The organism is Arthrobacter sp. JSM 101049 (genome assembly GCF_041679245.1).
Classification (GTDB): domain Bacteria; phylum Actinomycetota; class Actinomycetes; order Actinomycetales; family Micrococcaceae; genus Arthrobacter_H.
The window spans coordinates 556,306-568,983 of record NZ_JBGFFC010000003.1 but is presented as its reverse complement, the minus strand read 5'-3'; the positions used below and the strand labels follow the sequence as shown (position 1 = coordinate 568,983).

11 protein-coding genes and 1 rRNA gene are annotated in these 12,678 nt (G+C 67.6%); 9 read left to right on the top strand and 3 right to left on the bottom strand.

Features of this window, described 5'->3' with window-relative positions:
- The 8 genes from rrf to AB8M85_RS12100 all read left to right on the top strand — a co-directional run.
- Positions 1-88, top strand: a 5S ribosomal RNA gene (gene rrf, locus AB8M85_RS12135); the annotation flags it as partial.
- A gap of 213 nt (positions 89-301) precedes the next feature.
- Positions 302-2,293, top strand: coding sequence for a M13 family metallopeptidase (locus tag AB8M85_RS12130; protein ID WP_372699073.1), 1,992 nt, complete (start codon positions 302-304; stop codon positions 2,291-2,293).
- 136 nt (positions 2,294-2,429) lie between these two features.
- Complete coding sequence (gene lysS, locus AB8M85_RS12125) at positions 2,430-3,950, top strand: lysine--tRNA ligase (protein WP_372699072.1); 1,521 nt, start codon at positions 2,430-2,432, stop codon at positions 3,948-3,950.
- A 3-nt stretch (positions 3,951-3,953) separates the two neighbouring features.
- Positions 3,954-4,136, top strand: coding sequence for a hypothetical protein (locus tag AB8M85_RS12120; RefSeq protein WP_372699071.1), 183 nt, complete (start codon positions 3,954-3,956; stop codon positions 4,134-4,136).
- A gap of 138 nt (positions 4,137-4,274) precedes the next feature.
- Positions 4,275-4,577, top strand: a complete 303-nt coding sequence (locus AB8M85_RS12115) for an Lsr2 family protein (protein WP_372699070.1) — start codon at positions 4,275-4,277, stop codon at positions 4,575-4,577.
- Between the two features lie 153 nt (positions 4,578-4,730).
- Entirely contained in the window at positions 4,731-7,262 is a 2,532-nt protein-coding gene (locus AB8M85_RS12110; RefSeq protein WP_372699069.1) for an ATP-dependent Clp protease ATP-binding subunit, read from the top strand.
- A gap of 97 nt (positions 7,263-7,359) precedes the next feature.
- Positions 7,360-7,863, top strand: a complete 504-nt coding sequence (locus tag AB8M85_RS12105) for an amino-acid N-acetyltransferase (RefSeq protein WP_372699068.1) — start codon at positions 7,360-7,362, stop codon at positions 7,861-7,863.
- Positions 7,864-8,049: 186 nt separating this feature from the next.
- The gene (locus AB8M85_RS12100) at positions 8,050-8,253 is read left to right on the top strand and encodes a hypothetical protein (protein ID WP_372699067.1); all 204 of its coding nucleotides are present in this window, start codon (positions 8,050-8,052) and stop codon (positions 8,251-8,253) included.
- Positions 8,254-8,333: 80 nt separating this feature from the next.
- Here the strand turns inward: AB8M85_RS12100 and AB8M85_RS12095 are convergent, their stop codons facing one another.
- Positions 8,334-9,323, bottom strand: a complete 990-nt coding sequence (locus AB8M85_RS12095; RefSeq protein WP_372699066.1) for an A/G-specific adenine glycosylase — start codon at positions 9,321-9,323, stop codon at positions 8,334-8,336.
- Positions 9,324-9,409: 86 nt separating this feature from the next.
- Here AB8M85_RS12095 and AB8M85_RS12090 point away from each other — a divergent pair, with 86 nt between their 5' ends.
- Positions 9,410-10,114, top strand: a complete 705-nt coding sequence (locus AB8M85_RS12090; RefSeq protein ID WP_372699065.1) for a hypothetical protein — start codon at positions 9,410-9,412, stop codon at positions 10,112-10,114.
- Positions 10,115-10,125: 11 nt separating this feature from the next.
- Here AB8M85_RS12090 and disA read toward each other — a convergent pair whose 3' ends face one another.
- A complete protein-coding gene (gene disA / locus AB8M85_RS12085; RefSeq protein WP_372699064.1) occupies positions 10,126-11,202 on the bottom strand; it encodes a DNA integrity scanning diadenylate cyclase DisA in 1,077 nt (358 codons plus the stop codon).
- A gap of 88 nt (positions 11,203-11,290) precedes the next feature.
- Positions 11,291-12,667 carry a DNA repair protein RadA gene (gene radA, locus AB8M85_RS12080; protein ID WP_372699063.1) on the bottom strand — a complete coding sequence of 459 codons (1,377 nt, stop codon included), beginning with the start codon at positions 12,665-12,667 and terminating at the stop codon, positions 11,291-11,293.
- Positions 12,668-12,678: the final 11 nt, after the last annotated feature.

The following is a 12,678-nucleotide window of genomic DNA, read 5'->3' as shown; positions in this document are numbered from 1 at the left end:
CGGTCCCATACCGAACCCGGAAGCTAAGACCCACAGCGCCGATGGTACTGCACTCGGGAGGGTGTGGGAGAGTAGGACGCCGCCGGACCATCATTGGGCCCAGGGCCCTGGACAACAGTCCAGGGCCCTGAGTCATTTAAGGACAAGGGCGGTCACCGCCGAGCGGAGTGCGGCTTTCGGTTTTCGCGTTCAGGGGAACATCGGCTTCCGCACAACCCGGCGGGGGTTTCGATCAGTAGGCTGGGTGCAGGACCGTAACCGACGCCACATCCCCCGCGGCGTCCTGAAACGATGGGACACCATGACTGCAGAGCCCGCATCACCATTGACCACGGCACGAGCCGATCACCGGGATCACGACACCAGGATCCAGGACGACCTGTACCGCCACGTCAACGGCGAGTGGCTGGCCACCGCCGAGATCCCCGGCGACCAGGGAAGCTACGGGTCGTTCATGAAGCTGCGGGACGACGCCGAGGCGGCCGTCCACGCGATCATCCTCGAGGCGCAGGCGGATCCGGGCGACGTCAACGGGCTGGCGGATCCCCGCAAGGCCCGCATCGGCGCCCTGTTCTCCAGTTTCATGGACGAGGAGGCCATCGAGGCCCGGGGGATGGACCCCATCCGGGAGGACCTCGCAGCCGTCTATTCCTGCACGAGCATCGAGCAGCTGTTGACGCTCAGTGGAAGCCTCCAGCGCCGCGGCGTCTCGGGCCTGTACCAGGCCGGCGCCAACTCGGATGCCGGCCAACCGGACCGCAACGTGTTCTCGCTGATCCAATCGGGACTTGGCCTGCCGGACGAGTCGTACTACCGCGAGGAACAGTTCGCCGAGCTACTCTCCGAATACGGGGAGCACCTCGAACGCCTCCTGGCCTTGGCCGAGGTGCCCAAGGCACGGGAGGCGGCGGCCGGCGTCGTGCAGTTGGAAACCGCCCTGGCGGCACACCACTGGGACGCGGTGAAGTGCCGTGATGCCCAGGCGCGGTACAACCTGATGGATGCCGACGGCCTGTTCGGTCTGCAGCCGACGCTGCGGCTGTGGCTCGAAGGGGCCCGGATCGACGAGAAGTACTACTCGCAGGTCGACGTGTGGCAACCGAGCTACCTCGAAGGCGTCGAGGAACTGCTGCGGAGCCAGCCGTTGTCCGCCTGGCGCCACTGGTTGAGCGTGCAGGTCATCCGCAGCAACGCCTCGTTCCTGTCCGCGGCCTTCGTCGAGGAGAGCTTCTCCTTCTACTCCGCCAAGCTGGCAGGCGTGACCGAAATGCGGCCCCGCTGGAAGCGCGGGGTTTCCTTCACCGAGGGGGCGGTCGGGGAAGACCTCGGCCAGCTGTACGTGGAACGGCATTTCGGCCAGCACAGCAAGGACCTCATGGAGGAACTGGTGGCCAACCTGATCGCCGCCTACCGTGAATCCATCGCCTCGCTGACATGGATGACCGGAGAAACCCGCGAACGGGCCCTGGAGAAGCTGTCCATGTTCCGGCCCAAGATCGGTTATCCGGTCAAATGGATCGACTACCGGGCCATCACCGCGGACCCGAATGACCTGATCGGCAACGTCGCCAGCGCCAACGAGTTCGAGTTCACCCGCGAGCTGGCCAAGATCGACGACGGGGTCGATCGGGATCTCTGGTTCATGTACCCGCAGACCGTGAACGCCTACTACCACCCGTTGCTGAACGAGATCGGGTTCCCGGCGGCGATCCTGCGCAGCCCGTTCTTCGACCCCGACCGTGACGCCGCCTCCAACTACGGTGCCATCGGGGCCGTCATCGGCCACGAGATCGGCCACGGCTTCGATGACCAGGGATCGCAGTTCGACGGCACCGGGCAACTGCGCGACTGGTGGACCGCCGAGGACCGGACGGCCTTTGAGGAGCTCACCGGCCGGCTGGTCGCCCAATACGATGCCCTGGTGCCGGAGGAGACCCCCGACCAGCATGTCAACGGCAAGCTGACGCTGGGCGAGAACATCGGGGACCTCGGCGGGCTGGGCATCGCCTACAAGGCCTACCGCCTGGACCTGGCCGCGCGGGGACTGGACACCGACGAGGTCATCGACGGACTCAGCGGCGACCAGCGCTTCTTCCACAGCTGGGCGGAATGCTGGCGTTCACTGACCCGTCCCGAAACCATGCTCACGCGAATCGCCACCGACCCGCACTCGCCGGGGGAGTTCCGCTGCAACCAGGTGGCCCGCAACATGGATGCCTTCCATGAGGCCTTCGGCACGCAACCGGGTGACGGCATGTGGTTGGATCCCGCCGAACGCGTGCAGATCTGGTGACCGGTTCCGCCGTCGTCGTACCCGCAGCGCGGGATGCGGCGACGGCGGCCGCGGCCGCAGGGTGGTGCCGTGACCCCCGGCACAGGCTGCTGTGGACGTGCCCCGCCGGCCGCCCAAGGACGTAGAATCGAGTACTGTGACTGCTGACCAGACCCCCGCCGCCCCCGCCTCCACCGAAACCCGCGACCAGCGCCTGGTCCGTCTGGCCAAGCGCGCGGAGCTGCTCGAATCCGGGCGGGATGCCTACCCGGTAGGAGTCGCCCGGACCCACACCCTGCTGGAGATCCGGGAGAAGTACGGGCACCTCGAGGCCGGGCAGGAGACCGAAGACGTCGTCGGTGTCGCCGGTCGCATCGTCTTCGCCCGGAACACCGGCAAGCTCTGCTTTGCCACCCTGCAGGAATCGGGGCCGCACGGGGAAGCTGTCCGCCTCCAGGCGATGCTGTCCCTGGCCAATGTCGGAGAGGAATCGCTCGCCGACTGGAAGCGGTTGACCGACCTCGGCGACCATGTGTTCGTCACGGGCGCCGTCATCTCCTCGCGCCGCGGTGAGCTGTCCATCATGGTCACCGAATGGCAGATGGCCTCCAAGGCCCTGCGGCCCATGCCCGTGCTGCACGCCGACCTCAATGACGAGACGCGGGTGCGCCAGCGCTATGCGGATCTGATGGTGCGCGATGAAGCGCGCGAGATGATCTACAAGCGCGACGCGGTGACCCGTGCCGTCCGCAACACCCTCTACGGCCATGGATACGTCGAAGTCGAGACCCCCATGCTCCAGCTGGTCCACGGGGGCGCCACGGCGCGCCCGTTCCACACCCATCTGAATGCCTTCGAGCAGGACATGACCCTGCGCATCGCCACGGAGCTCTACCTCAAGCGCACGGTGGTCGGCGGCATCCCGCGCGTCTTCGAGGTCGGCAGGCTGTTCCGCAACGAGGGCGTCGACTCCACGCACTCCCCGGAATTCACGACCTTGGAGTGTTACGAGATCTACGCCGACCAGTTCGTGATGGCCGAGCGCATCCAGGAGATCATCCTCAACGCCGCCGACGCAGTCGGCGCCGGACGCCAGCTCGAGACCTCCAAGGGCACCATCAACCTGGACGGAGAATGGAAGTGGCTCGGCGTGTACCCGGGCCTGTCGGAGGCCGTGGGCATCCCGGTCACCCCGGAGACGACGGCAGAGGAACTGCGCTCGATCGCAGCCCGGCACGAGGTGAAGGTCGACCCGAAGTGGAACGCGGAGAAGCTGGTCATCGAGCTCTTCGGCGAAATCGTCGAGCCCACCCTGATCGATCCGACGTTCGTCTACGACTACCCGCCGGCAGCCCAGCCCCTCGCCCGTCCCCACCGGTCCAAGCCGGGGGTCATCGAGGCGTGGGACCTGATCATCGGGGGCATGGAACGCGGAACGGCGTTCTCCGAGCTCATCGACCCGGTTGTCCAGCGCGAACGCCTGACCGAGCAGTCCCTATTGGCGGCCGGCGGCGATGACGAGGCCATGCAGCTCGACGAGGACTTCCTGCGGGCGCTCGAATACGGAGCCCCGCCCATGGGGGGCATCGGCCTGGGCATCGACCGGCTGGTCATGCTCTTCACCGATGCCGGCATCCGCGAAACGATCCTCTACCCGCTCTTGAAGCCGGAGGCCTGACCGGTGGACTACGTCGAGGTGCTGCTGCCGACGATCGTCGTCGCGTTGATCTTCTGGTTCGTGATGCGTGCTGTCTTCCGGGTGGACCGCAATGAACGCCGGGCCGAGGCGGAAGCCGATGCCCGGCGCGAGGCCGAACGGCGCGCGGCGGAGAAACCGGAAAACGAAAACCCGCAAGACGACTAAGGAATTCCTGGCGGTTGTTCTGTGGTTTCCGCAGTAAGATAGTGCCCGGACGCGAAAAGCAAAGTCCGGAGCCGTTGGCGTGGGGCACGTCGGCTTTCCGGCCCCCTTGGCCCACATCTTCGAAGTGAGGAGCCCTCCGTGGCACGGAAGGTCGAAATTACGCTCATCGACGACCTCGATGGATCTACTGCCACCGACACCGTGCACTTCGGGCTGGACGGAAGCCACTACGAGATCGACCTCGGCGAGGACAACGCCAGGAAACTCCGAGATGCCCTGGCACCCTTCATTGCCCGGGCCCGCCGATCCACCGCCTACTCCGCCTCCGAGGCACCCGCAATCCGCGCTTGGGCAGCGGAGAACGGCTACAAGGTCAGCGAACGCGGGCGCCTGCACTCCGAGGTCATCGACGCCTACCGCGAGGCACACCCCGAATCCTGACGAAGAGCGGCCCCGGGTACCGCCGGGCCGGCCCGTCGTGGCGCCCGCGCCGTTTCGCCCTCGGAGTATCCGTTATCCCCACGGCGAACACGTGCCAACTGTCGCCGATTGATGCGTAGCATCGACAGTACGCGTTAGCTAGGAGTGTGCCGCATGTTTGAGAGATTCACCGACCGTGCCCGTCGCGTTGTCGTGCTCGCCCAAGAAGAGGCGCGCATGCTCAACCACAACTACATCGGAACCGAGCACATCCTGCTTGGTCTGATCCACGAGGGGGAGGGCGTCGCCGCAAAGGCGTTGGAGTCGCTCAACATCTCGCTGGGAGCCGTGCGTGAGCAGGTGCAGGAGATCATCGGCCAGGGCCAGCAGGCCCCATCCGGCCATATCCCCTTCACCCCCCGGGCCAAGAAGGTCCTCGAGCTTTCCCTGCGCGAGGCGCTCCAGCTCGGCCACAACTACATCGGGACCGAGCACATCCTGCTCGGCCTCATCCGTGAAGGCGAAGGCGTGGCCGCCCAAGTGCTGGTCAAGCTCGGAGCGGACCTGAACCGGGTCCGGCAGCAGGTCATCCAGCTGCTCTCCGGGTACCAGGGCGGCAAGGAAACCGCCGGTGCCGGGGTCGGCCAGGGACAATCCGAGGGGCAGCCCGCCGGCTCGGTGGTGCTGGACCAGTTCGGCCGCAACCTCACCCAGGCCGCCCGCGAAGGCAAACTCGATCCGGTCATCGGCCGGGAATTCGAGATGGAGCGGGTCATGCAGGTGCTCTCGCGTCGCACCAAGAACAACCCGGTGCTCATCGGCGAGCCCGGCGTCGGCAAGACCGCCGTCGTCGAGGGCCTCGCCCAGTCCATCGTGCGCGGGGACGTCCCCGAAACCATCAAGGACAAGCAGCTCTACACCCTTGACCTGGGCTCCCTGGTGGCCGGCAGCCGGTACCGCGGTGACTTCGAGGAGCGCCTGAAGAAGGTCCTCAAGGAGATCCGCACCCGCGGGGACATCATCCTGTTCATCGACGAGATCCACACGCTCGTCGGCGCAGGCGCCGCCGAGGGCGCCATCGACGCGGCCTCCATCCTCAAGCCGATGCTGGCACGCGGCGAACTCCAGACGATCGGTGCCACCACGCTGGATGAGTACCGCAAGCACATCGAGAAGGACGCGGCCCTCGAACGGCGCTTCCAGCCGATCCAGGTCAAGGAGCCGTCGGTGGAGCACACCACGGAAATCCTGCGCGGCCTGCGCGACCGGTACGAGGCGCATCACCGCGTGTCCATCACCGATGGCGCCTTGGCGGCCGCCTCGCAGCTGGCCCACCGCTACATTTCCGATCGCTTCCTGCCGGACAAGGCCATCGACCTGATCGACGAGGCCGGTGCACGGCTTCGCATCCGCCGGATGACCGCCCCGCCGGCCCTGAAGCAGATGGACGAGCAGATCGCCGATGTGCGGCGCGAGAAGGAAGCCGCCATCGACTCGCAGGACTTCGAGGGTGCCGCTTCGCTGCGCGACAAGGAGCAAAAGCTCCAGGAAGAGCGCGCCGAGAAGGAAAAGGCCTGGAAGAACGGCGACATGGACGAAATTGCCGAGGTCGACGAGGAGCTCATCGCCGAGGTGCTGGCGAACTCGACGGGCATCCCGGTCATCAAGCTCACCGAGGAGGAGTCCGGCCGCCTGCTCAACATGGAGGCCGAGCTGCACAAGCGGGTCATCGGCCAGGACGAGGCCATCAAGTCGATCTCGCAGGCCATCCGCCGCACGCGCGCCGGCCTGAAGGACCCCAACCGTCCCGGTGGATCCTTCATCTTCGCCGGTCCGACCGGCGTCGGCAAGACCGAGCTGGCCAAGGCCCTGGCGGAGTTCCTCTTCGGCGAAGAGGACGCGTTGATCACCCTCGACATGTCCGAATACTCCGAGAAGCACACGGTGTCGCGCCTCTTCGGTGCCCCTCCGGGCTACGTCGGATACGAAGAGGGCGGGCAGCTGACCGAGAAGGTCCGCCGTCGTCCGTTCTCCGTCGTCCTGTTCGACGAGGTCGAGAAGGCCCACGCCGACCTGTTCAACTCGTTGCTGCAGATCCTGGAGGACGGCCGCCTGACCGACTCCCAGGGACGTGTGGTCGACTTCAAGAACACCGTGATCATCATGACGACCAACCTGGGTACCCGGGACATCTCCAAGGGCGTCATGACCGGGTTCCAGTCCACCACTGACACGAAGACCGGCTACGACCGCATGCAGGCCAAGGTCCAGGAGGAGCTGCGCCAGCACTTCCGGCCCGAATTCCTGAACCGTGTCGACGACGTGGTCGTGTTCCCGCAGCTCTCGCAGGAGGAGATCGTCCAGATCGTGGATCTGTTCGTCGACCGGCTGGAAGTGCGCATGGTCGACAAGGGCATGCACGTGGAACTGACCGACGCGGCCAAGCACCTGTTGGCCACGCGTGGCTACGATCCGGCCATGGGCGCCCGCCCGCTGCGCCGGACCATCCAGCGCGAGGTCGAGGACCAGCTCTCCGAGAAGATCCTCTTCGGCGACATCGTGGCGGGGCAGACGATCACCGTGGACGTCGACGGCGAGGGCGATACGGCCAAGTTCACCTTCACCGGCCGCGAGGAGACCCCGGCCCTCGAAGGCCAGGACGCCCAGGCCGCCCTGGAAGAAGGCCACCTCAGCACGGGCTCCTAGCCCGGACCGGATGTGGGGCCTGGGTCGTGGATGATTCCATGATCCGGGCCCCTGTCATGTGACAGGGACCCGGCGGCGGCGGGAATAGGATGGAAAAATGCCACCCTTCACCCTCCGCTCCGCCCGCACCTCAGATGTCGCCGGGATCCGCCAGCTCGTCCGTCCCCTGGCAGACCGACGGGTCCTGTTGGAGAAGGAAGCCGTGGCATACTTCGAGAGCCTGCAGGAGTTCATCGTCGCGGAAGACGCCGGCGAACTGCTCGGCTGCGGAGCATTGCATGTGATGTGGGAGGACCTGGCCGAGATCAGGACCCTGGCCACGACGGACTCACACCGCGGCCAGGGCGTCGGTAAGGCGCTGCTGCGCGACCTGGTCGACCGCGCCCGGACCATCGGCGTCAGCAGGCTCTTCTGCCTCACGTTCGAGGTCGACTTCTTCCGCGCCATGGGCTTCGAGGTCATGGCGAACCAGACGGCAGTGGATCCCGAGGTGTACTCCGAGCTGTTGCGCTCCACGGACGAGGGAGTCGCCGAATTCCTGGATCTGGCACGGGTCAAGCCCAATACGCTGGGAAACACGCGCATGATCATGAACCTCTAGTTCCCGTCCCGTTTCGCATTCGGGGACCGGCGAAAATTTTTCGCGTGGAGTGGTGGACGGGATGACCCGCGCCTGCCTACGCTGGCAAATGGAGGCCCTGCAGGGGCCTCTGCGCCGCTCTCCGCAGCCAGCGGAGGCCATGGCACCGAACGTACCAACTGGAAACCAACGAAAGTAGGTCAAGCAATGGGACTCGGAGACAACCTGGGGGGCCTCGGCGAGAATATCGAGAAGCTCAAGAACGAACATGGCGACCAGATCAACCAGGGTGTGGACGCGGCGCAGGACAAGTTCGGCGACCAGCTCGGCGAACATGAAGGCACCATCGACGGCGCCCAGGAGAAGTACCTCGGTGGCGGCGACGGCGAAGGAAACGAAGAAGGCCAGTAGCCACTGGCGTGCGGACCCGGTCCCCGGGCCGGCGTTCCCGGGCCCCGCTGCGCGCGGGGCCCGGCCCCGTTAACGGGGCCTCAGTGGGGCAGTGTCACGCCGTGGGATGTCTCGGAAGCCAACCCGTCCGAGATCAGGCCCTGCAGGCAGCGTCGGCGCTGTGCGTCCGCGGCGGGAAGGGCGCGGAGCCGGCGCAGGGCCGCCTCCGCCTCGGTTGCCGGATCGCTTTGCGCGCCGACGTGGGCGGGGACCGGATCGACGGACGCCACCTCCACCAGCAACGCCGCCTCCACAGGTGCGTCGCTGGCCCGCAGGACCGCCATCATCGCCCCGCGGAGCTGTCGGTCGGTTCCCGCCCACGCCTGGCCCTTGGGGGTGTAGTGGGGTTCCGGCCTGCCGGCAGCCACCCAGGCGCACGCTCCGGCCACGGGGCATTCACCGCAGCGCGGGGACCGTGCCGTGCAGACCAGCGCACCGAGCTCCATGACCGCGGCATTCCACGCGCAACCCAGCTCTGCGCCGTCGTGCCCGGCCGAGGGCATGAGCTCGGCAGCCAAGCGTGCCTCGGCCGCCGTGTAGCTGGGTTCGGGCAGGGCGCGTCCTCCGACCAGGCGGGCGTGGACGCGCCGGATGTTGGTGTCCACCACCGTTTCCGGGATCCCGAAGGCGAAGCAGGAAATCGCCGCGGCCGTGTAGCTGCCCACGCCAGGCAGGGCGAGCAGGTCCGCGTAGGTGCTCGGCACGCGGCCCCCGTGTTCCTCGGTGATGCGTCGCGCCGCCTCCGCCAGGCGCAGGGCCCGGCGCGGGTACCCCAACCTGCCCCAGGCGCGCACTGCTTCACCGCTAGGTTCGGAGGCCAGGGCCGCCGGTTCCGGCCAGCGCTCCATCCACTGCTCCCACACGGGCAAGACCCGGACCACCGGGGTCTGCTGGAGCATGAACTCGCTGACCATGACCCCCCAAGGGCTGCACTCCGGGCGTCGCCACGGCAGGTCGCGGCCCTCGGCGGCAAACCAGCCGGTGACGTCGTGGTGCAGCGCTTCGAGGTCGAGAGGCAGGGTCAATGACACGGGGCTCCTTGGGTTGCCGGGCACCAATACCCTAGTGCACGGCGTGGGAACCCGTGGCAACCCGACGTGCTCCATACCCTAGTGGCATGGCACCACAGCAGCCCCGATCCGGCAGCGGACGCAAACCGAGCCCGGAAGTCTACCGCCGTCGGCGCATCGTAGCCGGCGTGGCCCTCCTGGTCGCGGTGGCGTTGATCGTGTGGGCGGTGGTCGCGGTGGCGGGCCTGTTCACCGGCGACACGACGGACGCCCAGGCGCCGGCATCCTCGCCGTCGAGCGTGGCCGCTTCCCCCTCCCCGTCGGCGTCGGCATCGTCCTCGGCGGAGGCTTCATCGGCAGCCGATGCCTCCACGTCTGCCAGCAGCACGGCCTCCGCAGATGCTTCCCCGGCCGAGGCCGCCGGGGGCGAATGCAGTTCCGCCGACATCGACGTGGCGGCGGCGACGGACAAGTCCTCCTACGGCTCGGGCGATGAACCCGTGTTGGAAATGAAGATCACCAACTCCGGGTCCGAGGACTGCACCCTGAACGTGGGCACCAGCCAGCAGGAATTCAAGATCGTTTCCGGTTCGGACCGCATCTTCTCAACCACTGACTGCCGCGCGGACGCCACCGACACCGAGATGACGCTGAAAGCCGGCGCGACCGAAACCGCCCGGTTCACGTGGGACCGCCAGCGCAGCGCCCCGGGATGCAAGGATGTCTCGAGCAAGCCCCGTCCCGGCACGTACAGCTTCACCGCCAAACTCGGCGACATCGAAAGCGACAAGACGACCTTCACGCTGAAGTAGCCGGACCGGACTCAGGTGTAGCGCTCCAGCAGGCTCGACTCCGCGATGCGGGAGAGACCCTCGCGGACTGTCCGGGCCCGTTGCTCGCCGATGCCCTCCACGGCCATCAGGTCATCGATGTTCGCGGCCATCAGATGCTGCAACCCGCCGAAACTGGCCACCAGCCGGTCGGCCACGGCCCGCGGAACGGCCTTGATCCCGGCCAGCAGCCGGAACCCCTTGGGGTGGACGACCGCCTCGAGCGAATCGATGCCCGGGGTGAATCCGAGGACCGTGGAGATCCTGCCCAGGTCGATCATGTCCGTGGAGCTGAAGGAGCGCAGCTGCGCCAGGGCCGCCTCGATCTGCTCGGGGGCGGTCCCGGCCAGCGAATAGTCCTTGAGCAGCACCTCGCTCCCCGGGCCCAGGCCCGCGCTCAACTCGTCGAACTGCAGGGCCAGCAGGCGTCCGTCGACCCCGAGTTCGAGCACGTACTGGTCGATTTCCTCCGAGATGCGCCGCACCATCTCCTGGCGCTGCAGCACGACGGCGACGTCACGCACCGTGACGACCGCCTCGATTTCGAGCGCGGAGAGCGTGCCGGTGACCTGGTCCAGCCGGTTGCGGTACCTCTCGAGGGTCGCCAGGGCCTGGTTGGCGCGGGCGAGTACCGGTTCCGACCCCTCCAGCACGTGGCGGATGCCCTGCACGTAGATCGCGATGATCTGCATGGACTGCGACACCGAGATCACGGGGAACCCGGTTTGGATGGCCACGCGTTCGGCCGTTCGGTGCCGCGTCCCGGATTCCTGCGTGTCGATCGCATGGTCGGGGACCAGCTGCACCGCGGCCTTGAGGATGTTGGAGGCATCGCGGTCGCAGACGATGGCCCCGTCCATCTTGGCCAGCTCGCGCAGCCGCGTGGGGGAGAAGGTGATGTCGATGTCGAAGCCCCCGGAGGAAATCGATTCGACGGTCCGGTCGCTTCCGAGCACGATCAGGGCCCCGGTGCGGCCGCGCAGGATCCGTTCCAGGCCGTCGCGCAGCTGGGTTCCCGGGGCAATGCGGGCCAGGGTCGTGCGCAGCGCTTCTTCGGGGGTCTTGGCCATTGGGGTTCCTTCCGCGGGGTCACCCCCATCGTATGCGCGCCGGCCCGCCCCCACCGGCCGGCTGTGTCGACGCGGGTGGCCCGCACGGCTACCCGAAGGCTGCCTGCAAGGCCTCCTGCAGTGTGCCGACCTCCCGCACCTTGAAGCCGCCGGGGATGGCACCGGGGCCGTTGGGAGAAGCCGGGACCACGGCATAGCGGAAGCCGAGCCGCTCCGCCTCGGTGATGCGCCGGCCGATGTCCGGGACGGGCCGGACCTCCCCGGCCAGGCCCACTTCGCCGAAGGCGATGAATTGGGCCGGCAGGGGGCGATCGAGTTTTGCCCCGGCAATGGCCAACGCGGTGGCCAGGTCGGTGGCCGGTTCACCGAGCCGGACCCCGCCCACCGTTGCCACGTAGGAGTCCAGGTTGGACAGGTCCATCCCGGCCCGGCTCTGCAGCACGGCCAGGATCATGGCGGTGCGGGCCGAGTCGAGTCCGCTGGTGGCGCGGCGGGGCTGGGCATTGTTCGTCTTGGCCAGGAGCGACTGCACCTCGGCCACCAGGGGGCGGCGCCCCTCGAGCGTCACGGTGACGCAGGTGCCCGAGACCGGTTCCTTGGTCCGGGTCACGAACAGCCCGCTGGGATCCGCCAGGCCCTCGATGCCCGATTCGGTCAGGTCGAAGCAGCCGACCTCGTCCGTCGGGCCATACCGGTTCTTCACGGCCCGCAGCAGACGCAGGCGTGAATGGCGCTCGCCGTCGAATTGGCACACGACGTCGACCAGGTGCTCCAGCAGGCGGGGGCCGGCGATGGAGCCCTCCTTGGTCACGTGCCCGACCAGGATCGTGGTCATGTCCCGCTTCTTCGCCGCGTTGATCAGCGATGCCGCGACCTCGCGGACCTGCGTCACGCCGCCGGCCGCCCCCTCGACATCGGCCGAGGACAGGGTCTGGACGGAATCGATGACCAGCAGCTCGGGGTCCAGCTGTTCGATCTGGCCCAGGGCGATGCCCAGGTCTGTCTCGGCCGTCAGGTACAGGGTGTCGGAAAGGGCATCGATGCGCTCGGCTCGCATCTTCACCTGGGCCGCGGATTCCTCGCCGGTGATGTAGAGGACCCGGCGCTGGTTGCGCGAGGTGCGGGCGGCGACGTCGAGCAGCAGTGTGGACTTGCCCACACCGGGCTCCCCGGCCAGGAGGATCACTGCGCCGGGCACCAATCCGCCGCCCAGCACGCGGTCCAGTTCGCCGATGTGGGTCGGCTTGTACAAGGCCGCGGACGAGTCGACGTCGGCGATCTTCTGGGCCGGGCGGGCCACCGTGGCCGCCGCCGTCGTGCGGGCCGTGACCTGGCCGATCTCCTCAACGCTTCCCCAGGCCTGGCATTCACCGCAACGCCCCACCCATTTCACGGTGGTCCAGCCGCACTCAGCGCAACGGTAGGCGGGGGTGTTGCGGTTGCGGGTCGCGCTCTTGGTGGCCATGGGTCACGATG